General features: G+C 59.5%; 19 protein-coding genes and 2 tRNA genes. 19 read left to right on the top strand and 2 right to left on the bottom strand.

The features are described 5' to 3' along the window. Nucleotides 1–100: 100 nt before the first annotated feature. Entirely contained in the window at nucleotides 101–2,380 is a 2,280-nt protein-coding gene (locus G7047_RS16495) for a bifunctional (p)ppGpp synthetase/guanosine-3',5'-bis(diphosphate) 3'-pyrophosphohydrolase (protein ID WP_166307689.1), read from the top strand. 57 nt (nucleotides 2,381–2,437) lie between these two features. Here G7047_RS16495 and greB read toward each other — a convergent pair whose 3' ends face one another. Together greB and G7047_RS16485 are read right to left on the bottom strand one after the other, a co-directional pair. Further along, nucleotides 2,438–3,004, bottom strand: a complete 567-nt coding sequence (greB, locus tag G7047_RS16490; protein WP_166307686.1) for a transcription elongation factor GreB — start codon at nucleotides 3,002–3,004, stop codon at nucleotides 2,438–2,440. Between the two features lie 105 nt (nucleotides 3,005–3,109). Continuing rightward, nucleotides 3,110–3,186, bottom strand: a tRNA-Arg gene (locus G7047_RS16485). Between the two features lie 635 nt (nucleotides 3,187–3,821). Between G7047_RS16485 and rpsO the strand changes: the two genes are divergently transcribed. The 18 genes from rpsO (at nucleotide 3,822) to nuoL (ending at nucleotide 20,547) form a co-directional block, all read left to right on the top strand. After that, entirely contained in the window at nucleotides 3,822–4,088 is a 267-nt protein-coding gene (gene rpsO, locus G7047_RS16480; RefSeq protein WP_166307683.1) for a 30S ribosomal protein S15, read from the top strand. A gap of 216 nt (nucleotides 4,089–4,304) precedes the next feature. Further along, nucleotides 4,305–6,530: a polyribonucleotide nucleotidyltransferase gene (pnp, locus tag G7047_RS16475; protein WP_166307680.1), complete on the top strand. Its 2,226-nt coding sequence runs from the start codon at nucleotides 4,305–4,307 to the stop codon at nucleotides 6,528–6,530. A gap of 120 nt (nucleotides 6,531–6,650) precedes the next feature. Next, on the top strand, nucleotides 6,651–7,655 hold the full coding sequence (locus G7047_RS16470; protein WP_240939155.1) for an NAD(P)H-quinone oxidoreductase: 1,005 nt from the start codon (nucleotides 6,651–6,653) through the stop codon (nucleotides 7,653–7,655). After that, nucleotides 7,652–8,401 carry a triose-phosphate isomerase gene (gene tpiA, locus G7047_RS16465; protein ID WP_166307677.1) on the top strand — a complete coding sequence of 250 codons (750 nt, stop codon included), beginning with the start codon at nucleotides 7,652–7,654 and terminating at the stop codon, nucleotides 8,399–8,401. Before G7047_RS16470 ends, tpiA begins: the two co-directional genes overlap by 4 nt. 46 nt (nucleotides 8,402–8,447) lie before the next feature. Continuing rightward, entirely contained in the window at nucleotides 8,448–8,822 is a 375-nt protein-coding gene (secG, locus tag G7047_RS16460) for a preprotein translocase subunit SecG (RefSeq protein ID WP_166307674.1), read from the top strand. A gap of 125 nt (nucleotides 8,823–8,947) precedes the next feature. Further along, nucleotides 8,948–9,032 (top strand) — tRNA-Leu (locus G7047_RS16455). Nucleotides 9,033–9,109: 77 nt separating this feature from the next. Continuing rightward, on the top strand, nucleotides 9,110–9,469 hold the full coding sequence (locus G7047_RS16450; protein WP_166307671.1) for an NADH-quinone oxidoreductase subunit A: 360 nt from the start codon (nucleotides 9,110–9,112) through the stop codon (nucleotides 9,467–9,469). Between the two features lie 24 nt (nucleotides 9,470–9,493). Further along, a complete protein-coding gene (locus G7047_RS16445) occupies nucleotides 9,494–9,973 on the top strand; it encodes an NADH-quinone oxidoreductase subunit B family protein (RefSeq protein WP_166067101.1) in 480 nt (159 codons plus the stop codon). 10 nt (nucleotides 9,974–9,983) lie between these two features. Then, nucleotides 9,984–10,592 (top strand): NADH-quinone oxidoreductase subunit C, encoded by a 609-nt coding sequence (locus G7047_RS16440; protein ID WP_166307668.1) that lies wholly within the window; start codon nucleotides 9,984–9,986, stop codon nucleotides 10,590–10,592. A gap of 33 nt (nucleotides 10,593–10,625) precedes the next feature. Beyond that, a complete protein-coding gene (locus G7047_RS16435) occupies nucleotides 10,626–11,879 on the top strand; it encodes an NADH-quinone oxidoreductase subunit D (protein WP_166307665.1) in 1,254 nt (417 codons plus the stop codon). Then, entirely contained in the window at nucleotides 11,876–12,367 is a 492-nt protein-coding gene (nuoE, locus tag G7047_RS16430) for an NADH-quinone oxidoreductase subunit NuoE (protein WP_166307662.1), read from the top strand. The genes G7047_RS16435 and nuoE overlap by 4 nt, the downstream gene beginning before the upstream one ends. Next, nucleotides 12,367–13,716 carry an NADH-quinone oxidoreductase subunit NuoF gene (gene nuoF / locus G7047_RS16425; protein ID WP_166312103.1) on the top strand — a complete coding sequence of 450 codons (1,350 nt, stop codon included), beginning with the start codon at nucleotides 12,367–12,369 and terminating at the stop codon, nucleotides 13,714–13,716. Before nuoE ends, nuoF begins: the two co-directional genes overlap by 1 nt. A 24-nt stretch (nucleotides 13,717–13,740) precedes the next feature. Further along, a complete protein-coding gene (gene nuoG / locus G7047_RS16420) occupies nucleotides 13,741–15,867 on the top strand; it encodes an NADH-quinone oxidoreductase subunit NuoG (RefSeq protein WP_166307659.1) in 2,127 nt (708 codons plus the stop codon). Then, a complete protein-coding gene (nuoH, locus tag G7047_RS16415) occupies nucleotides 15,864–16,940 on the top strand; it encodes an NADH-quinone oxidoreductase subunit NuoH (RefSeq protein ID WP_166307656.1) in 1,077 nt (358 codons plus the stop codon). Before nuoG ends, nuoH begins: the two co-directional genes overlap by 4 nt. Before the next feature lie 12 nt (nucleotides 16,941–16,952). Further along, on the top strand, nucleotides 16,953–17,468 hold the full coding sequence (gene nuoI, locus G7047_RS16410) for an NADH-quinone oxidoreductase subunit NuoI (RefSeq protein ID WP_166067095.1): 516 nt from the start codon (nucleotides 16,953–16,955) through the stop codon (nucleotides 17,466–17,468). 35 nt (nucleotides 17,469–17,503) lie between these two features. Continuing rightward, the gene (locus G7047_RS16405; RefSeq protein WP_166307653.1) at nucleotides 17,504–18,175 is read left to right on the top strand and encodes an NADH-quinone oxidoreductase subunit J; all 672 of its coding nucleotides are present in this window, start codon (nucleotides 17,504–17,506) and stop codon (nucleotides 18,173–18,175) included. Continuing rightward, on the top strand, nucleotides 18,175–18,483 hold the full coding sequence (gene nuoK / locus G7047_RS16400) for an NADH-quinone oxidoreductase subunit NuoK (protein WP_166067093.1): 309 nt from the start codon (nucleotides 18,175–18,177) through the stop codon (nucleotides 18,481–18,483). The genes G7047_RS16405 and nuoK overlap by 1 nt, the downstream gene beginning before the upstream one ends. Before the next feature lie 24 nt (nucleotides 18,484–18,507). Then, complete coding sequence (gene nuoL / locus G7047_RS16395; protein WP_205904643.1) at nucleotides 18,508–20,547, top strand: NADH-quinone oxidoreductase subunit L; 2,040 nt, start codon at nucleotides 18,508–18,510, stop codon at nucleotides 20,545–20,547. The last annotated feature ends 2 nt before the right edge of the window (nucleotides 20,548–20,549 follow it).

Genomic DNA, 20,549 nt, shown 5'->3' with positions numbered 1-20,549 from the left:
AGAACGGGCGGCTCTCCTGAAAGGCGGGAGTCCCTACGCGGTAACGCAAGTTCTGTAGCGCTTTATAGTCATACTCTTTTGCAATCGCTACATTTGGGGCATGAACGCAGTGTCTAACCAGGCAACCGCAACATCGTCGAATATCAGTCCCCCGGTCAAGGCACCGGGTGGCTCTGGTGCGGCTGCTGCCAATGCGGCAGCGGCAAGCTTTGCTGCGCTTCTGGAAAAGCTCGACTACCTGGATGACGCCAGTATCGAGCAGGTGCGTTTGGCCTATCGTTTCGCCGATCAGGCCCACTTGGGGCAGATGCGCAACAGCGGCGAGCCCTATATCACCCATCCGATTGCCGTGGCTGCACTGTGTGCAAGTTGGAAGCTGGATGCCCAGGCGCTGAGCGCTGCCTTGCTGCACGACGCGATGGAAGATTGCGGCGTGACCAAGTCCGATCTGGTGGATCGGTTCGGCGCCTCGGTGGCCGAGATGGTCGATGGTCTCACCAAGCTGGACAAGCTGCAGTTCGACACGCGCGAAGAAAATCAGGCCGAATCGTTTCGAAAGATGCTGCTGGCGATGGCGCGCGATGTACGCGTCATCCTCATCAAACTGGCTGATCGCACACACAACATGCGCACGCTCTCGGACATGCCGCGTTCCAAATGGGGCCGGATTTCCTCCGAGACAATCGAGATCTATGTCCCGATTGCACACCGCCTGGGGCTGAACCAGACCTACCGCGAGTTGCAGGATCTGGCGTTCCGCCATCTGCATCCTTGGCGTTACGCAACCCTGTCCAAGGCGGTGAACAAGGCGCGTGGCCGTCGCCGCGACATGGTCAGCAAGGTGCAGAACGAAATCGATATCGCATTCAGCCGCATGGGCATGGGCGTGCGTGTCGCCGGTCGTGAAAAGACCATGTTCTCGATCTACGAGAAGATGACGGAAAAGCACCTGAGCTTTGCCAAGGTGACCGACATTTATGGTTTCCGCGTCATCGTGCCCACAGTGACCGATTGCTATACGGCGCTTGGCGTGCTGCACCAGATGTACAAGCCAGTGCCGGGCAAGTTCAAGGACCACATCGCGATTGCCAAGGCCAATGGCTACCAGTCGCTGCACACCACGTTGGTGGGGCCTGCCGGGGTGAACATCGAGTTCCAGATCCGCACCGAAGAAATGAACATCGTCGCTGAGGCGGGCGTGGCCGCGCATTGGCTATACAAGGAAGTGGGCGGCGCGGGTGCGTCGTCGGTCGAGCGTATGGGCACTAAGTGGCTGCAGTCGCTGCTCGACATCCAGAACGAAACCCGCGATGCAGCCGAATTCTGGGACCATGTCCGTGTGGACCTGTTCCCTGATGCGGTCTACGTATTCACGCCCAAGAGCCAGATCATGGCGTTACCGCGTGGGGCGACTGTCGTTGACTTCGCCTATGCCGTGCACACTGACGTGGGCGATCATGCGGTTGCCGGCAAGATCAATGGCGAGCAGGTGCCGCTGCGCACCGAGCTCAAGAATGGCGACGTGGTTGAAATTGTCTCCATGGCCGATTCGCACCCGAATCCGGCATGGCTCGCCTTTGTGCGCACAGGGCGTGCGCGCTCCAAGATCCGTCACTATCTCAAGTCGATGGAGCTGACCGAGTCAGCAAGCCTTGGCGAAAAGCTGCTCACGCAGGCGGTGCGCGCCGAGGGCATGGAAAACCTACCTGACGAGGATTCGCAGGCCGCCATTTGGGACAAGCTTCTGCGCTTTACAGGAAGCCGCACGCGCTCAGAACTGATGACCGACATTGGTCTGGGCAAGCGCGTGGCGAGCATTGTCGCCAAGCGCATGGCGCTGCTGATGTCCGAGGACGGCCAGCGTCCGGATGCCTTGCTGCTCACCCGCGAACGCTACAGCTCGCACGAGACCATCTCGCAGGGGGGCATCACGCTTGATGGCAGCGAGGGCGCTTCCGTTCAGTACGCGCAGTGCTGTCGTCCAGTTCCGGGTGATCCGATCACAGGTTACTTAGGGCGTGGTGAAGGTTTGGTGGTGCACAACGTGCGTTGTGCAGTGGCCATGAAGCTGCAGGCCAAGGATGGGGATCGATTCATCGCCGTGGATTGGGCTGAAGAGCCGTCACGTTTGTTTGAAACGGGCATCGTCGTCACGGTCACCAATGGCAAAGGGGTGTTGGCACGAGTGGCTGCGGAGCTGGCCAATTCGGAGGCTGACATCGTGAGGGTGGATATGGAAGGCGAGGCGATGGAGGAAACCATCGAACTGCGATTCCTTATCCAAGTGCGCAACCTTGCACACCTGGAGGCGGTCCTGAGAAACCTGCGACGCACGAATTCTGTGTTGCGCGTTCTGCGCGAGATTCCATTGGCATCCTGATTCAAGGGCGTGCCCAGAAAAAATGCCAGCTTTGGAGCTGGCACTTCTGTCTGTTTTTTACTGCGGCGGAGAAGGTGGGTAGCGCACCTCGATGATTTCCAGCGTGCGAATGCCAGCGGGTGTCTGCAGCGACACTGCGTCACCCGCACGCGCCTTGACGAGAGCACGTGCGACGGGTGATACCCAGCTAATCTGTTGTTGTGCGTTGTCGGCCTCGTCGATGCCCATGATGGTGACAGTGCGCTCGGTGTCGTCAAGATCGTCGATGTAGGTCACGGTCGCTCCGAAGAAGACCTGATCGCTGCCTTGATGCAGGGATGCGTCGACCACTTCCGCAATTTCGAGGCGCTTGGTCAGGAAGCGAATGCGGCGATCAATCTCGCGCAGGCGTTTCTTTCCGTAGATGTAGTCACCGTTCTCCGAGCGGTCGCCGTTGCTGGCGGCCCAGTGCACGATGTCCACGACCTTTGGACGCTCCACATCGATCAGATCCATCAGCTCTGCGCGCAGGCGTGCATAGCCTGCGGGTGTGATGTAGTTCTTGCTGCCTGCGGGAATGCCTGCCGGTTGCGGCAGATCATCGCCATCGTCTCCGTCGGATTCTTTGGTGAAGGCCTTGTTCATGCACGCGATCTTGCCTCAGAACGACAGTGCGGTGCGAGAAGCCATTTCCAGGGACTCGGAAAACGAAAAAGCCTCAGAGCGTTTCCACTCTGAGGCTTGTCGTTTTGGTGCGGCTGGCAGGAATCGAACCCACGACCCCTTGGTTCGTAGCCAAGTACTCTATCCAGCTGAGCTACAGCCGCCAAGCTTTGAATTATAGCATGGCTTTTTGGGTGTTTTGGAAAGTTTCCAAAATTTCTCAAAAGGCCCGAATGCAATCGTTTCCGATGCGAATTTCGTTGCTCATTCTTGCGTTAGCGTCGAGTGTAACCCGAACAGGCGCCCGCATTTGGCAAACCTTGGCATTCTCTGTAAAGTCGTTTGTCTCTTTCGGTCTGGGATTCGCTGGAATCGCTCTTTTCGGACTTGTTCTTGCCACTTTTCGAGCTTGGGGTTGATGTTGATGTCGACGTTTCCTTGCTCTTCTTGGCAGCTTGGGCGAGTGTGGCAGTGCTGAGGCCACTTATCAGGCCGATCGCAGTGCAAAGCGATATGTGAAGCAGATGACTGCGCATGGATGACTCCCTTTCGTGTTTCTGGATGGGTTTGTCATCTTTAAGGCATCGCTTGGCGGGGTGGATGAGCCATATCAGCCGCGCGTGCATCGCCCTGTGCCGTTGGTGTAAAAGGTGCAAAAACCGCTCTCGGTTATAATCGACAGGTTTTGCATGGTGCAAGACGCACGCTTCTGACCCTTCCAGCCAGTTGCGCAAGTAATCAAGGGGTTCTGGCGCTTCAGTTTTGATAGCTCCCTGAATCCTGTCTCAAGGAAAAAATCATGATCGCATCTTCCATCAAGGCAGAAGTCGTAAAGGCTAACGCTCGCTCCGCTACAGATACTGGTAGCCCAGAAGTGCAAGTGGCACTGCTGACTGCTCGTATCAACGAACTGACTCCCCACTTCAAGTTGCACGCCAAGGACCACCACGGTCGTCGCGGCCTGCTGCGCATGGTGAGCCGTCGTCGCAAGCTCTTGGACTACCTCAAGTCCAAGGACGCAGAGCGTTACACTGCGCTGATCGCCAAGCTGGGCCTGCGCAAGTAATTGCACCGGCATGAAAAAACGCCTGGGTTAGCACGCTAGCTCAGGCGTTTTTTACTTCGGAGAAGCAATAACGAGCGAAGCTGTGTCATTCCAAGGGCCCTGCCGGGAGGCGAAAAAGGGCAGGTTCACTGGAATGGCATCGTGTTCAGAATTGCTCTCCTCCATCTGCGGGAACTGCGGTTCCTGCGCTCAACAACCATGAATGGAGTTCATTACATGACCATGTTCAACAAAGTGACCAAGAGCTTCCAGTGGGGCGACAAGACAGTCGTCATGGAAACTGGTGAAATCGCCCGCCAGGCTTCGGGTGCCGTGCTCGTCAACATCGACGACACCGTGGTGCTCGCCACTGTCGTCGGTTCCAAGAATGCCAAGGCCGGCCAGGACTTCTTCCCGCTGACCGTGGACTACATCGAGAAGACATACGCCGCAGGCAAGATCCCCGGCAGCTTCTTCAAGCGCGAAGCCAAGCCCAGCGAACTTGAAACCCTGACCAGCCGCCTGATCGATCGCCCGATCCGTCCGCTGTTCCCTGAAGGCTTCTACAACGAAGTGCACGTGGTCATCCACACCATTTCGCTGAACCCTGAAGTCGACGCCGACATCGCGGCGATGATCGCCGTGTCCGCCGCTCTGTCAATCTCCGGCATTCCGTTCAACGGCCCGATCGGTGCTGCCCGCGTGGGTTACATCAATGGTGAATACGTTCTGAACCCCGGTCAGACCGCCCGCAAGAATTCGCAGATGGATCTGATCGTCGCTGGCACAGAAGCTGCCGTGTTGATGGTGGAATCCGAAGCGCAGCAACTGCCTGAAGAGGTGATGCTGGGCGCCGTCGTGTTTGGCCACGAACAAGGCAAGATCGCGATCAGCGCGATTCACGAAATGGTGCGCGAAGCTGGCAAGCCCGTGTGGGATTGGCAAGCTCCTGCCAAGGATGAAGCTTTCATCGCCAAGGTTTCGCAGCTGGCCGAAGAAAAGCTGCGCGCTGCCTACCAGATCCGCTCCAAGCAAGCCCGTACGCAAGCCCTGCGCGAAGCAACTGCTTCTGTGATGGCTTCGCTCAAGGCTGAAGGCGCTGAGTTTGACTCGGTGAAGGTCGAAGGCCTGCTGTTCGACATCGAAGCCAAGATCGTGCGCAGCCAGATTCTGGCCGGCGAGCCACGCATCGACGGTCGCGACACACGCACCGTGCGTCCTATCGAAATCCGCAACTCGGTGCTGCCACGCACGCACGGCTCGGCTCTGTTCACACGCGGTGAAACTCAGGCTCTGGTGATCTCGACTCTGGGTACCGAACGTGACGCTCAACGCATCGACGCGCTGGCTGGCGAATTCGAAGACCGCTTCATTTTCCACTACAATATGCCTCCCTTTGCTACCGGTGAAGTGGGCCGCATGGGTTCGACCAAGCGCCGCGAAATCGGCCACGGCCGTCTGGCCAAGCGCGCGCTGATCGCCGTGCTGCCGACCAAGGAAGAGTTCCCCTACACGATCCGTGTGGTGTCGGAAATCACTGAATCGAATGGTTCTTCGTCGATGGCTTCGGTCTGCGGTGGCTGCCTGTCGATGATGGACGCTGGCGTTCCGATGAAGGCACACGTGGCAGGTATCGCCATGGGTCTGATCAAGGAAGACAACCGCTTTGCTGTGCTGACCGACATTCTGGGCGATGAAGATCACCTGGGTGACATGGATTTCAAGGTGGCCGGTACCACCAACGGTATCACCGCGCTGCAGATGGACATCAAGATCCAGGGCATCACCAAGGAAATCATGCAAGTCGCTCTGGCTCAAGCCAAGGAAGCGCGCATGCACATTCTGGGCAAGATGCAGGACGCCATGGGCGAAGCCAAGACCGAAGTCTCTAGCTTCGCTCCCAAGCTGTACACGATGAAGATCAACCCCGAGAAGATCCGCGACGTGATCGGCAAGGGTGGCGCCACCATCCGTGCGCTGACCGAGGAAACCGGCACGCAGATCAACATCGAGGAAGATGGCACCATCACCATCGCCGCCACCGACGGCGCGAAGGCGGATGAGGCCAAGCGCCGCATCGAGCAGATCACCGCAGAAGTGGAAATCGGCAAGATCTACGAAGGCCCGATCACCAAGATTCTGGACTTCGGCGCGCTGATCAACCTGCTGCCTGGTAAGGATGGTCTGCTGCACATCTCGCAAATTGCTCACGAGCGCGTCGAGAAGGTGTCGGACTATCTGCAAGAAGGCCAGATCGTCAAGGTCAAGGTTCTGGAAACCGACGAAAAGGGCCGCGTCAAGCTGTCCATGAAGGCTCTGCTGGATCGTCCAGCCGGTGACGCTGGTGGCCGTCCTGCTCCTCAAGAGCGCGGTGACCGTGGTGGCGAACGCCGCGAGCGTCGCGATGACCGTGGCGAGCGTCGTGAGAACCGCGACGACCAACAACAACAGCAGCAGCAATAAGCGCTGAAAGGCTGGATGCCGCAAGTCAGAAATGGCTTGCGGCAGTTTCGTTTTTGAATTGATGGGCTCGTCACGTTCTTGTGAGTGGATGGACGGGCGCAGCAACTCGGATGACTCAGGATGACGACGAACATGCGCGCCGTGGAGATCACGGCATTTGGTCCGCCCGAGGGCCTGAAGTTAGGTGAGCGCCCTTTGCCGGATGCGGGCAAGGGCGAGCTGTTGATTCGCGTGCTGGCCAGCGGTGTAAACCGCCCGGACGTGATTCAGCGCAAGGGCCACTACGCACCACCACCGGGAGCCTCCGACATTCCGGGGCTCGAGGTTGCTGGCGTGGTGGAATCGGGCGATGCAGATGCGATGGCGAAGGCGGGCATCCGTGTAGGCGACCGTGTGTGCGCTCTGGTGGCTGGTGGTGGTTATGCCGAGTGGTGCGTTGCGCCTGTCGAGCAGTGCCTGCCAGTGCCTGCGGGGCTGAGCGACGTCGAGGCGGCGTCGTTGCCTGAGACCTTCTTCACGGTCTGGAGCAATGTGTTCGACCGTGGTCAATTGAAGGCGGGCGAGACTTTGCTCCTCCAGGGCGGCAGCAGTGGCATTGGCGTGACGGCGATTCAATTGGCCAAGGCGTTTGGCGCCACGGTCATCGTGACGGCGGGCAGCGACGACAAGTGCGCGAATTGCCTGTCGCTCGGTGCGGATCACGCGATCAACTACAAGACGCAGGATTTCGTCGCCGAGGTCAAGCGCATCACCGATGGCAAGGGAGCCGATGTGGTGCTCGACATGGTGGCGGGAGACTATGTTGCGCGCGAGGTGGAGTGCGTTGCTGAAGATGGCCGCATCGTCATCATCGCGGTGCAGGGCGGCGTGAAGTCGGAATTCAACGCAGGCCTCGTGTTGCGTCGCCGCATCACGATCACGGGCTCTACGTTGCGTCCCCGTTCGGTGGCGTTCAAGGCGGCGATTGCACAGGCGCTTTGCGAACGTGTCTGGCCATTGCTCGCAAATGGCAAGGTGCGCCCCATCATTCACAGCGTGTTCCCGGCGGCAGAGGCAGCCCGGGCCCACGAGCTGATGGAATCCAATCAACATACAGGCAAGATCATTCTGACTTGGGGCACATGAATAACAAGAAACTCATCGCCGGAAACTGGAAGATGAACGGCAGTCTGGCTGCCAACGCGGCGCTGCTGAGCGCGCTGCGCGAGGGTGTTGGTGCGCGTGCGCGTTGTGACATCGCCGTCGCTGCACCTGCGCCTTATCTCGCGCAGGTGCAGCAGCTGGTCGCCAACTCGCCTATCGCACTTGCGGCGCAGGACGTGTCGGCCCAGGAGTCAGGTGCCTACACCGGTGAGATGTCAGCGGGCATGCTCAAGGAGTTCGGTGCGCGTTACGTGCTGGTGGGGCATTCGGAGCGTCGCCAGTACCACGGCGAGACCGATGCCATCGTCGGCGCCAAGGCGCAGCGCGCACTGTCGGCGGGCATCACGCCGATCGTCTGCGTGGGCGAGACGCTGGCTGAGCGCGAAGAGGGCAAGACCGAAGTGGTCGTCAAGCGCCAACTGGCTGCGGCGATCCATGCGGTGACCCACTGCGTGAGCGAAATCATCGTGGCGTATGAACCTGTATGGGCCATCGGCACGGGCAAGACCGCTTCTCCGGAGCAGGCGCAGCAGGTGCATGCCGTGCTACGTGCCCAACTGGCTGCGGCATCGCAGAAGGCGGCGGGCATCAAGCTGCTTTACGGCGGCAGCATGAACGCGGCCAACGCGGCGGAGCTGCTCTCGCAGCCCGACATTGATGGCGGTCTGGTGGGTGGTGCGTCGCTCAAGGCGGCCGATTTCCTGCAAATCATTTCTGCGGCCCAGTGATTCACACTGGCGGCCGCAACGATTCGAGCAATTTAGGAGTTTGAACATGGGTATGGTTGTCAACATTATTCTGGCGGTGCAGATCCTGTCCGCCCTCGGCATGATCGGTCTGATCCTTGTGCAGCACGGCAAGGGAGCCGACATGGGCGCGGCGTTCGGCAGCGGCAGCTCGGGCAGTCTGTTCGGCGCGTCCGGCAGCGCCAACTTCCTGTCGCGCATGACCGCCGGACTGGCGACGGTGTTCTTTGTGACGACGCTGGCACTGGCTTACTTCGGCAATATTCGCCCCACAAGCACTGGCAGTGTGTTGGAAGGTCCTGCGGCCTCAATCCCTGCCGCAGCGCCTGCAAGCGCCGCGTCCGATGCGGCTGTGCCTGCTGCCGTGCCTGCATCCGGCGCTGCAGAAATTCCGAAAAACTAAAAAGCTGAGAAATTTTTCCGCTTTTTGGTTGTGACAGGGTTTTTCCGGGGTAGAATTTTGTTCTGTCTGGAAAGCCAAACAAATCTGCGAAGCAGGTTCCTCATGCCATCCGGACACAGTCAAAAGCCGTCGTGGTGAAATTGGTAGACACGCTATCTTGAGGGGGTAGTGGCGAAAGCTGTGCGAGTTCGAGTCTCGCCGACGGCACCAATACACAAAGACCAATCCCGGGCTTGTTCGAGCAAGCAACAAGCCCGGGTCCTGGTCTTCTGCGGTGAGCGCCTCCGATGAACCTCGATCAATACCTCCCCGTCCTCCTGTTTATCCTGGTGGGGATCGGCGTAGGCGTCGTACCCTTGGCACTGGGGTACATTCTGGGTCCCAATCGCCCGGATGCGGCAAAAAACTCCCCTTACGAATGCGGCTTTGAGGCATTTGATGACGCTCGAATGAAGTTCGATGTGCGTTACTACCTCGTTGCCATTCTCTTCATCCTGTTCGATCTGGAAATCGCCTTCCTCTTCCCGTGGGCGGTGACTCTTCAAGACGTTGGCATGACAGGATTTGTGGCAGTGCTGGTCTTCCTGGCCATTCTGGTTGTGGGCTTCGCCTACGAGTGGAAAAAGGGCGCCCTGGACTGGGAATAACCGCTCGCAACAAGGACAAACACGATGATTGAAGGTGTGATGAGCAAGGGCTTCGTCACCACGAGCTACGACTCGGTGGTGAACTGGGCCAAGACCGGATCGATTTGGCCCATGACCTTCGGTCTGGCCTGTTGTGCGGTGGAGATGATGCATGCGGCAGCCGCGCGTTACGATATCGGTCGCTTCGGCGCCGAAGTGTTTCGTGCCAGCCCGCGTCACTCCGATCTGATGATTGTGGCCGGAACGCTGTGCAACAAAATGGCTCCCGCCATGCGCAAGGTGTACGACCAGATGTCCGAGCCGCGTTGGGTGATCTCCATGGGTTCGTGTGCGAACGGCGGCGGCTACTACCACTACAGCTATTCCGTGGTGCGTGGTTGTGACCGCATCGTGCCGGTGGACGTGTATGTGCCTGGCTGTCCTCCGACAGCTGAAGCGCTGATCTACGGCATCATCCAGCTGCAGCAGAAGATCCGCCGCACCCACACCATCGCACGCGTCTGAAGAGGTGAATATGACTGTGAATGCAATTCACCCCGAAGTGCTGCGCGACAACCTCGCGGCCACGCTGGGTGACAAGGTCCGCTCCGTGAAGGTTGCACTGGAAGAAGTGACAATCGAAGTTCCGGCGGCGAGCTATGTAGACGTCATGCGTCTGCTGCACGACGCACCGGGCTGCAAGTTCGAGGTTCTGCTGGACCTGTGCGGTGTGGACTACTCGGCCTATGCTGGCGTTGGCACGGACGGCCCGCGTTTCGCTGCTGTCTCGCACCTGCTTTCGATCAGCCTGAACCAGCGCGTGCGAGTGCGTGTGTTCTGTGCGGATGAAGATTTCCCTGTGCTGCCTTCGGTGTCGGAAATCTGGGCGGCTGCCAATTGGTTTGAGCGCGAGGCGTTCGACCTGTACGGCATCGTGTTCGATGGGCATGACGATCTGCGCCGCATTCTCACGGACTACGGTTTCATCGGTCACCCGTTCCGCAAGGACTTCCCGCTCTCCGGTCATGTCGAAATGCGTTACGACGCCGAGGCTGCCCGTGTCGTGTACCAACCGGTCACCATCGAGCCCCGCGAGATCACGCCGCGCATCATCCGGGAAGACAAATACGGAGGCCTGCACTGAGAGGCGCCTTGGGCGCCTTTTTGACGGAAGAACATGGCTGAAATCAAGAACTATTCCCTGAACTTTGGTCCGCAGCACCCGGCCGCGCACGGTGTGCTGCGCTTGGTGCTGGAGCTGGACGGTGAAGTCGTGCAGCGTGCCGACCCCCACATCGGTCTGCTGCACCGCGCAACCGAGAAGCTTGCCGAGAGCAAGACCTACATCCAGTCGCTGCCCTACATGGACCGGCTGGATTACTGCTCGATGATGTGCAACGAGCATGCCTATTGCCTCGCCATCGAGAAGCTGCTTGGCATTGAAGTGCCGATCCGCGCGCAGTACATCCGCGTGATGTATTCCGAAATCACCCGCATCATGAATCACCTGATGTGGCTGGGTTCCTCGGGCAACGATGCGGGCAGCTCCACCATCCTGATCTACACATTCCGCGAACGTGAAGACCTGATGGACATGTACGAGGCCGTGTCCGGCGCGCGCATGCACGCTGCGTACTTCCGTCCGGGCGGCGTCTACCGCGACCTGCCCGAATCGATGCCGCAGTACAAGGCGAGCAAGATCCGCAACGCCCGTGCGATCGAGGAAATCAACAAGAACCGTCAGGGCACGCTGCTTGACTTCATCGACGATTTCACCGCACGTTTTCCCAAGAACTGCGACGAGTACGAGACGCTGCTCACCGACAACCGCATCTGGAAACAGCGCAATGTGGACATCGGCGTGGTGACCGCAGAGCGCGCGATGAACCTCGGCCTGACCGGCCCGATGCTGCGTGCATCCGGCGTGGCCTGGGACATGCGCAAGACGCAGCCCTACGAAGTCTATGACCGCATGGATTTCGACGTGCCGGTCGGCACCAAGGGCGACTGCTATGACCGTTATCTGGTGCGCGTGGCCGAAATGCGCGAGTCCAACCGCATCGTCAAGCAGTGCGTGGACTGGCTCAAGGCGAACCCCGGCCCTGTCATTACGGACAACAACAAGATTGCACCGCCAGACCGTGAAGGCATGAAGAGCAATATGGAGGACTTGATCCACCATTTCAAGCTCTTCACCGAAGGTTTCCACGTGCCGGAAGGCGAAGCCTACGCATCCGTCGAACACCCCAAGGGCGAGTTCGGCATTTACCTGATCAGCGATGGAGCCAACAAGCCTTATCGCCTGAAGATCCGTCCACCAGGATTCGCACATCTGTCCGCCATGGACGAACTGTGCCGCGGCCACATGCTGGCCGATGCTGTGATGGTGCTGAGCACCCTGGACATCGTGTTTGGAGACGTTGACCGATGATTACCGAAGCGACCAAAGAACGCTTTGCGCGTGAGGTGGCCAAGTACCCGGCTGACCAGAAGCAGTCCGCCGTCATGGCGTGCCTGTCCATCGTTCAGCAGGAACAGGGCTGGGTGAGTGCCGAGAGCGAGGCGGTGATCGCCGACGTACTGGGCATGCCCGAGATCGCGGTGCATGAAGTCACCACGTTCTACAACATGTACAACCAGCAGCCCGTCGGCAAGTACAAGCTCAACGTGTGCACCAACCTGCCATGCCAGCTGCGCGACGGCTACAAGGCGTTGCACCACCTCGAGCACAAGCTCGGCGTGAAGATGGGTGAGACCACGGCCGACGGCATGTTCACGTTGCAGCAATCGGAATGCCTCGGTGCGTGCGCCGATTCGCCCGTGATGCTGGTGAACGACCGCCACATGTGCAGCTTCATGAGCAACGACAAACTCGACGAGTTGATCGCTGACCTGAAGGCCGCGGAGGGCAAGGCATGATGAACGCAGCAGCCAATGCAGTTCTGAACAAGTTCGCATCCTCGGGTGTCGAGACCTGCTTTCACGACCGCCACATCAACCCGCAGATCTATGCAGGTCTGGATGGTAGCAACTGGTCCATCAAGGACTACGAAGCGCGCGGCGGCTACGTCGCTTTGCGCAAGCTCCTCGGCAAGGATGGCGGCGAAGGTCTGACGCAAGACCAGGTGATTGCCACCATGAAGGAAAGCGGCCTGCGTGGTCGCGGCGGCGCTGGCTTCCCTACGGGTCTGAAGTGGAGCTTCATGCCCCGCCAGTTCCCTGGCCAGAAGCACCTTGTCTGCAACTCGGACGAGGGCGAGCCCGGTACCTGCAAGGACCGCGACATCCTGATGTTCAATCCCCACATCGTCATTGAAGGCATGATCATTGCCGCGTATGCGATGGGCATCACGGTGGGCTACAACTACATCCACGGCGAGATTTTCCAGGTGTATGACCGCTTCGAAGCGGCTCTGGAAGAAGCCCGTGCAGCCGGTTTCCTCGGCGACAACATCATGGGCAGCAACTTCAGCTTCCAGCTGCATGCGGCCCACGGTTTCGGTGCCTACATCTGCGGTGAAGAAACTGCGTTGCTCGAGTCGCTCGAAGGCAAGAAGGGCCAGCCGCGCTTCAAGCCACCGTTCCCGGCCAGCTTCGGTCTGTACGGTAAGCCGACGACCATCAACAACACCGAAACATTCGCAGCCGTGCCATGGATCATCCGCCATGGTGGTCAGGCGTATCTCGAATGTGGCAAGCCCAACAACGGCGGCACCAAGATCTTCTCGGTGAGCGGTGACGTGAACAACCCCGGCAACTTCGAAGTGCCGATGGGCACGCCATTCAGCAAGCTGCTCGAGCTCGCGGGCGGTGTGCGCACCGGTCGCACGCTCAAGGCCGTGATCCCCGGTGGATCGTCGTCTCCCGTGCTGCCCGCTGACATCATGATGCAATGCACGATGGACTACGATTCCATCTCCAAGGCCGGCTCGATGCTGGGCTCGGGTGCCGTGATCGTGATGGACGACTCGCGCGACATGGTCGAGAGCCTGCTGCGTCTGTCGTACTTCTATTCCCACGAATCGTGCGGACAGTGCACACCTTGCCGCGAAGGCACGGGCTGGCTGTGGCGCGTGGTCAATCGCATTCAGCACGGCGAAGGCCGTCCGGAAGATATCGAATTGCTGGATTCGGTGTCACTCAACATCATGGGCCGCACGATCTGTGCGCTCGGCGATGCGGCAGCGATGCCGGTGCGCGCCATGATCAAGCACTTCCGTCACGAGTTTGAAGCGAAGATCCAGAACGCTTCCAAGCAGGCTGCATAAGCCGCCGGATCGCGAGAAAACAATATGGTTGAAATTGAACTGGACGGTAAGAAGGTAGAGATATCGGAAGGCAGCATGGTCATGCATGCCGCCGAGAAGGCCGGTACCTACATTCCACACTTCTGCTACCACAAGAAGCTGTCCATTGCGGCCAACTGCCGCATGTGCCTTGTGGATGTTGAAAAGGCTCCCAAGCCGATGCCTGCCTGCGCCACCCCGGTGACGCAGGGCATGATTGTCCGCACCAAAAGCGACAAGGCCATCAAGGCCCAGCAATCGGTGATGGAATTCCTGCTGATCAATCACCCGCTGGATTGCCCGATCTGTGATCAGGGCGGCGAGTGCCAGCTGCAGGATCTGGCCGTCGGTTACGGCGGCAGCGGTTCGCGCTACGAAGAAGAAAAGCGCGTCGTTCCCGTCAAGGATGTCGGTCCGCTGATTTCCATGCAGGAAATGAGCCGCTGCATCCATTGCACACGCTGCGTGCGTTTCGGCCAGGAAGTGGCTGGCGTGATGGAGCTGGGCATGATCCATCGTGGCGAGCATTCCGAAATCACTACGGTCGTGGGCGATACGATCGACTCCGAACTCTCGGGCAACATGATCGACATCTGCCCGGTCGGTGCGCTCACCAGCAAGCCCTTCCGCTACAGCGCCCGTACTTGGGAACTGTCGCGCCGTAAGTCGGTGTCGCCGCACGATTCGACTGGCTCGAACCTGATCGTTCAGGTCAAGAACCACAAGGTCATGCGCGTCGTTCCGCTCGAGAACGAAGACGTCAACGAATGCTGGATCGCCGACCGCGACCGCTTCTCGTACGAAGCGCTGAACAGCGATGACCGCCTCACCAAGCCCATGCTCAAGCAGGGCGGCGAGTGGAAGGAAGTTGACTGGCAGACTGCCCTCGAATACGTGGCTAACGGCCTGCGCGGCATCAAGAACGACCACGGTGCGAACAGCATCGGCGCTCTGGTGAGCCCGCACAGCACGCTCGAAGAGCTGTATCTGGCCGGCGCTCTGATGCGCGGCGTGGGCAGCGACAACATCGACTACCGTCTGCGCAACGCCGAATTCGCCAAGAGCGAAGGCGTGCAATGGCTGGGCACATCGATCGCCTCGCTGTCGACGCTGCAGTCGGTGCTGATCGTCGGCTCTAACCTGCGCAAGGACCATCCGCTGTTCGCACAGCGTATTCGTCAGGCCACCCGCAAGGGCTGCGCGGTCAACGCGATCAACGCCAAGGTCTACGACTGGGCCATGCCCGTCTCGCAAGCCATCGTCGCTCCTGCCGCGATGTGGACCGATGCGCTGGCGCAAGTGGTCGCCGCCGTCGCCGCCGAGAAGTCCATGCCAACTCCCGTCGCCGTGGACAGCGTGAGCGAAGGTGCACGCGCCGTGGCGGCCTCGCTGCTGTCCGGCGAGCGCAAGGCGATTCTGCTGGGCAACGCTGCTGCTCACCACGCCAATGCGTCGAGCCTGCTGGCTCTGGCCAAGTGGATCGGCGAGAACACTGGTGCTTCTGTCGGCTACCTGACCGAAGCAGCCAACACCGTCGGCGCGCAATGGGTCAAGGCCCAGCCGCAGCAAGGTGGTCTGAACGCAGGCCAGATGCTGCAAGGCGCCCTGAAGGCCGTGTTGCTGCTGAACACCGAACCAGAGTTCGATTCCGCCGCTGGCAAGGCCGGTCTGAACAACGCACAAATGGTCGTGACCATGAGCCCGTTCAAGACCAATCTGGACTTCAGCGACGTGCTGCTGCCGATCACGCCGTTCAGCGAAACCGCTGGCACGTTCGTGAACGCAGAAGGCCGTGTGCAGAGCTTCCACGCCGTGGTCAAGCCTGCTGGCGATGCACGTCCCGCGTGGAAGGTGCTGCGCGTTCTGGGCAACCTGATGGGCCTGGCTGACATGAACTACGAAACCTCGCAAGACGTGCTCACCCGCATCACGGGCAAGCAATCCGGTGAAGTGACGCAGGTGCCCGTCGAGCTGTTGAACAACGCGACATCCGCCCCCTTGCAGGCTGCCAACGCTGCTGCAGGCGAGCCTTGCGTTGCCAGCATCTACCAACTGGACAGCCTGGTGCGCCGTGCGCCATCGCTGCAACTGACTGCTGACGGTCGCGCAGCACTGAAGGGAGCCGCGCAATGATCGACGCAATCTACAACGGCGGCCTGAACGCCATCAGCACGAGCTGGTGGACGGCCGTGGTGTGGCCGGTGCTCTGGATCCTCCTCAAGATCGTCTGCATCGTCGCTCCGCTGATGGGCGCCGTGGCCTACCTCACACTGTGGGAGCGCAAGCTGCTCGGCTTCATGCAGATCCGCTTCGGACCCAACCGCGTGGGCCCCATGGGTCTGCTCCAGCCTCTGGCCGATGGCCTGAAGCTGATGACCAAGGAACTGATCCAGCCGACCGCTGCGGCCAAGGGCCTGTTCTATCTGGGCCCGCTGATGGCGATCATGCCGGCGCTGGCCGCATGGGTGGCGATTCCCTTCGCTCCCGATGTCGCTCTGGCGAACGTGAACGCAGGTCTGCTGCTGATCATGGCGATCACCTCGATCGAAGTCTATGGCGTGATCATCGCCGGCTGGTCTTCGAACTCCAAGTATGCCTTCCTCGGTGCGCTGCGCGCGTCGGCACAGATGGTGTCCTACGAAATCGCCATGGGCTTCTGCTTCCTGGTGGTGATCATGGTCTCCGGTTCGATGAACCTGACCGAGATCGTCGCCGGTCAATCGCAAGGCCAGTTCGCCAGCATGGGCGCAAGCTTCCTGTCGTGGAACTGGCTGCCGCTGTTCCCGATCTTCATCGTCTACCTGATCTCCTCGGTCGCCGAAACGAACCGCCACCCGTTTGACGTGGTGGAAGGCGAAGCGGAAATCGTGGCCGGTCACATGGTCGAGTACTCGGGCATGGGCTTCGCGGTCTTCTTCCTGGCGGAATACGCCAGCATGTGGCTCGTGTCGATCCTCGCCGTGATCATGTTCCTCGGCGGCTGGTTGCCACCGTTCGACTTCCTCGGCTTCATCCCCGGCTGGATCTGGCTGGCGATCAAGACCTTCCTCGTGGTGTCCATGTTCATCTGGATCCGCGCTACCTTCCCGCGCTTCCGCTATGACCAGATCATGCGTCTGGGCTGGAAGATCTTCATCCCTGTGACGTTGATCTGGCTGCTCGTGATTGCCGCCTGGCTCCTGTCGCCATGGAATATCTGGAAATAAGCGGGGACAAGAATGACTACCGTGACTGCTCCTGCGTCTAATTTCTCCATCAAGGATTTCTTCAAGAGCTTCATGCTCTGGGAACTCGCCAAGGGCATGGCCCTGACTGGCCGTTACACCTTCCGTCGCAAGATCACGGTGCAGTTCCCTGAAGAGAAGACGCCACTCTCGCCGCGTTTCCGTGGCCTGCACGCCCTGCGCCGTTACGACAATGGCGAAGAGCGTTGCATTGCCTGCAAGCTCTGCGAAGCCGTTTGCCCGGCAATGGCCATCACCATCGAATCGGATGTGCGGGATGACGGCTCGCGCCGCACCACGCGCTACGACATCGATCTGACCAAGTGCATCTTCTGCGGCTTCTGCGAAGAAAGCTGCCCGGTGGACTCCATCGTTGAAACGCACATCTTCGAATACCACGGCGAAAAGCGTGGCGATCTGTACTACACCAAGGACATGCTCCTGGCCGTGGGTGATCGTTATGAAGCCGAAATCGCTGCCAACAAGGCAGCAGATGCCAAGTACCGCTGAGGCGGCTCCTTGATCTAGAAAAGAAGATTCGATTCATGGACGCCAAAACCGCCTTTTTCTACCTGTTCTCGGCAGTGCTGCTGTTTGCAGCCTTCCGGGTGATCACTGCGCGCAACCCTGTTCACGCCGTGCTCAATCTGATTCTGGCCTTCTCGCAGGCGGCTGCCATCTGGCTGCTGCTCAAGGCTGAATTCCTCGGCATCGCTCTGGTGCTCGTGTACCTCGGCGCCGTGATGGTGCTGTTCCTGTTCGTGGTGATGATGCTGGACATCAACATCGACACCGTGCGTCAGGGCTTCTGGCGGCACTTCCCGCTGGCCGCCTTCATTGGCGCACTGGTCGCCTTCGAAATGGGCGCGGTGCTGATGAGCGGTTTCCGCGGCATGGAAGAGCCCAAGGCGGCGGCCGTGGTGCTGGACGCTGCGGGCAAGGTGATTCCTTACTCGAACACCAAGGAACTGGGCAAGCTGCTCTACACCGAGTATTTGTACCCGATTGAAATTGCTGCCGTGATTCTGCTGGTCGCGATGATTGCCGCGATTGCGCTGACCCTGCGTCAACGCAAGGACAGCAAGGCCACCAGCGCTTCCGAACAGATCCGCGTGCGTGCTTCCGACCGTCTGAAGGTTGTGAAGATGGACGCTGTGCAAAAGCCTGTCGCACCTGCTGCGCCAGAAGCTGAACCCGCAGCAGAGGAGAAGAAATAATGACTTTGACTTTGGGTCACTTTCTGGCACTGGGCGCCATGTTGTTCGCCATGTCGGTGGTGGGCATTTTCCTCAATCGCAAGAACCTCATCGTTCTGCTGATGGCCATCGAGCTGATGCTTCTGGCCGTCAATATGAATTTCGTCGCGTTCTCCCATTACCTCGGCGACATGCATGGCCAGGTATTCGTGTTCTTCATCCTGACTGTGGCTGCCGCGGAGTCGGCCATTGGTCTGGCGATTCTGGTGCTGCTGTTCCGCAACAACCGCAACATCAACGCTGAAGAGCTCGACACCCTCAAGGGTTGAGGCGCATAACAAAGGTTCTGAAGAATGAGTCAAACCCTTAATGCATCAATGCTGCTGGCAGTGCCCTTGGCACCGCTGGTCGGCTCAGCCTTGGCGGGTATCTGGGGCACCGCTTTTGGCGGCAACAAAATCGGCCGTACCGGCAGCAGTTCGCTGACGATTCTGGGTGTGCTGCTGTCGTTCCTGCTGTCCGCTTATGTGTTCAAGCAGGTCGTCTTCGAAGGCGCCACGTTCAACCAGACCATCTACACCTGGATGCAGGTGGGTGGTCTGAAGATGGAAGTCGGTTTCCTGATCGACAGCATCACCGCGATGATGATGTGCGTCGTGACCTTCGTGTCGCTGATGGTTCACATCTACACCATGGGCTACATGGCGGAAGACGACGGCTACGACCGCTTCTTCTCGTACATCTCGCTGTTCACCTTCTCCATGCTGATGCTGGTGATGGCCAACAACCTGCTGCAGCTGTTCTTCGGCTGGGAAGCCGTGGGTCTGGTGTCGTATCTGCTGATCGGCTTCTACTACAAGAAGGAATCCGCGATCTTCGCCAACATGAAGGCCTTCCTGGTCAACCGTGTGGGTGACTTCGGCTTCATCCTCGGCATCGGCCTGATCGCCGCCTATACCGGCACGCTGAACTACTCGGAAATCTTCGCCAAGCTGCCCGAGCTGCAGAACACCACGCTGCCTGGCACCGGCTGGCTGCTGGTCACGGTGACCGCCATCTGCCTGTTCGTGGGCGCGATGGGCAAGTCGGCCCAGTTCCCGTTGCACGCATGGCTGCCCGATTCGATGGAAGGTCCTACCCCCATCTCCGCGCTGATCCACGCCGCCACCATGGTGACGGCCGGCATCTTCATGGTCTCGCGCATGTCGCCGCTCTATGAAATGTCGGATGTGGCGCTCAACCTGATCGTCGTGATCGGCTCCATCACGGCGCTGTTCATGGGTATCCTGGGCATCATCCAGAACGACATCAAGCGCGTGATCGCGTACTCCACGCTTTCGCAGCTGGGCTACATGACCATCGCTCTGGGCGTGTCGGCCTACTCGGTCTCCGTGTTCCACCTGATGACGCACGCGTTCTTCAAGGCACTGCTGTTCCTTGGCGCAGGTTCCGTCATCATGGGCATGCACCACAATCAGGATATCCGCTGGATGGGCGGCGTGCGCAAGTACATGCCGATCACCTGGATCACCTTCCTCTTGGGCAACCTCGCGCTGATCGGCACACCGTTCTTCTCGGGCTTCTACTCCAAGGACGCGATCATCGAAGCGGTGCACGCCTCCAACCTGCCTGCAGCTGGCTTCGCCAACTTCGCGGTGCTGGCCGGTGTGTTCATCACGGCGTTCTACTCGTTCCGTCTGTACTTCATCGTCTTTCACGGCAAGGAGCGCTACGACCAGAACCCCGATGCGCACCACGACGACCATCACTCACATGACGACCACCACGGCCATGGCCACGATGCCAAGCCGCATGAGTCGCCGCTTGTGGTGACTGGCCCACTGATGCTGTTGGCCATTCCTTCGGTGGTGATCGGCGCGATGGCGCTGGCCCCGATGGTGCTGGGTGACTTCTTCAAGGGCGTGATCTTCGTCGACGAAAGCAAGCACCACGCGATGGCCGAGCTGCGCCACGAGATCCACGACTGGGTTTCCATGGCTCTGCACGGTTTCACCGCAGCGCCGTTCTGGCTGGCTCTGGCCGGTGTGGTGACAGCCTATCTGTTCTACATGGTCTGGCCTGCCATTCCTGCCAAGATCATGTCGATCTCCAAGAGCATTGGTCTTTACCAGGTTCTGGAAGGCAAGTACGGCGTGGACTGGGTCTACGAAAACATCTTCGCCCGTGGCGCTCGCGCATTCGGTACCGTGTTCTGGAAGGTTGGCGATCAGGCCATCATCGACGGCGCTGTCGTCAATGGTTCCTGGAAGCTGATGGCCAAGCTCGGTCAGCTGGCACGCCGCTGGCAGACGGGTTATCTCTATCACTACGCGTTGGTCATGATCCTGGGTGTGTTCGCGCTCATGACGTACTTCGTGTGGCTCAACAAGTAGTA

This window comes from Diaphorobacter sp. HDW4A (genome assembly GCF_011305995.1).
Lineage (GTDB): Bacteria > Pseudomonadota > Gammaproteobacteria > Burkholderiales > Burkholderiaceae_C > Diaphorobacter_A.
The sequence above is the reverse complement of the archived record's forward strand: the minus strand, read 5'-3'. Positions and strand labels throughout refer to the sequence as shown.

Bases quoted from the DNA above. Each gene is read 5' to 3' on its own strand.
- G7047_RS16495 (WP_166307689.1), top strand. From the start codon at position 101: ATGAACGCAGTGTCTAACCAGGCAACCGCAACATCGTCGAATATCAGT.
- greB (WP_166307686.1), bottom strand. From the start codon at position 3,004: ATGAACAAGGCCTTCACCAAAGAATCCGACGGAGACGATGGCGATGAT.
- rpsO (WP_166307683.1), top strand. From the start codon at position 3,822: ATGATCGCATCTTCCATCAAGGCAGAAGTCGTAAAGGCTAACGCTCGC.
- pnp (WP_166307680.1), top strand. From the start codon at position 4,305: ATGACCATGTTCAACAAAGTGACCAAGAGCTTCCAGTGGGGCGACAAG.
- G7047_RS16470 (WP_240939155.1), top strand. From the start codon at position 6,651: ATGACGACGAACATGCGCGCCGTGGAGATCACGGCATTTGGTCCGCCC.
- tpiA (WP_166307677.1), top strand. From the start codon at position 7,652: ATGAATAACAAGAAACTCATCGCCGGAAACTGGAAGATGAACGGCAGT.
- secG (WP_166307674.1), top strand. From the start codon at position 8,448: ATGGGTATGGTTGTCAACATTATTCTGGCGGTGCAGATCCTGTCCGCC.
- G7047_RS16450 (WP_166307671.1), top strand. From the start codon at position 9,110: ATGAACCTCGATCAATACCTCCCCGTCCTCCTGTTTATCCTGGTGGGG.
- G7047_RS16445 (WP_166067101.1), top strand. From the start codon at position 9,494: ATGATTGAAGGTGTGATGAGCAAGGGCTTCGTCACCACGAGCTACGAC.
- G7047_RS16440 (WP_166307668.1), top strand. From the start codon at position 9,984: ATGACTGTGAATGCAATTCACCCCGAAGTGCTGCGCGACAACCTCGCG.
- G7047_RS16435 (WP_166307665.1), top strand. From the start codon at position 10,626: ATGGCTGAAATCAAGAACTATTCCCTGAACTTTGGTCCGCAGCACCCG.
- nuoE (WP_166307662.1), top strand. From the start codon at position 11,876: ATGATTACCGAAGCGACCAAAGAACGCTTTGCGCGTGAGGTGGCCAAG.
- nuoF (WP_166312103.1), top strand. From the start codon at position 12,367: ATGAACGCAGCAGCCAATGCAGTTCTGAACAAGTTCGCATCCTCGGGT.
- nuoG (WP_166307659.1), top strand. From the start codon at position 13,741: ATGGTTGAAATTGAACTGGACGGTAAGAAGGTAGAGATATCGGAAGGC.
- nuoH (WP_166307656.1), top strand. From the start codon at position 15,864: ATGATCGACGCAATCTACAACGGCGGCCTGAACGCCATCAGCACGAGC.
- nuoI (WP_166067095.1), top strand. From the start codon at position 16,953: ATGACTACCGTGACTGCTCCTGCGTCTAATTTCTCCATCAAGGATTTC.
- G7047_RS16405 (WP_166307653.1), top strand. From the start codon at position 17,504: ATGGACGCCAAAACCGCCTTTTTCTACCTGTTCTCGGCAGTGCTGCTG.
- nuoK (WP_166067093.1), top strand. From the start codon at position 18,175: ATGACTTTGACTTTGGGTCACTTTCTGGCACTGGGCGCCATGTTGTTC.
- nuoL (WP_205904643.1), top strand. From the start codon at position 18,508: ATGAGTCAAACCCTTAATGCATCAATGCTGCTGGCAGTGCCCTTGGCA.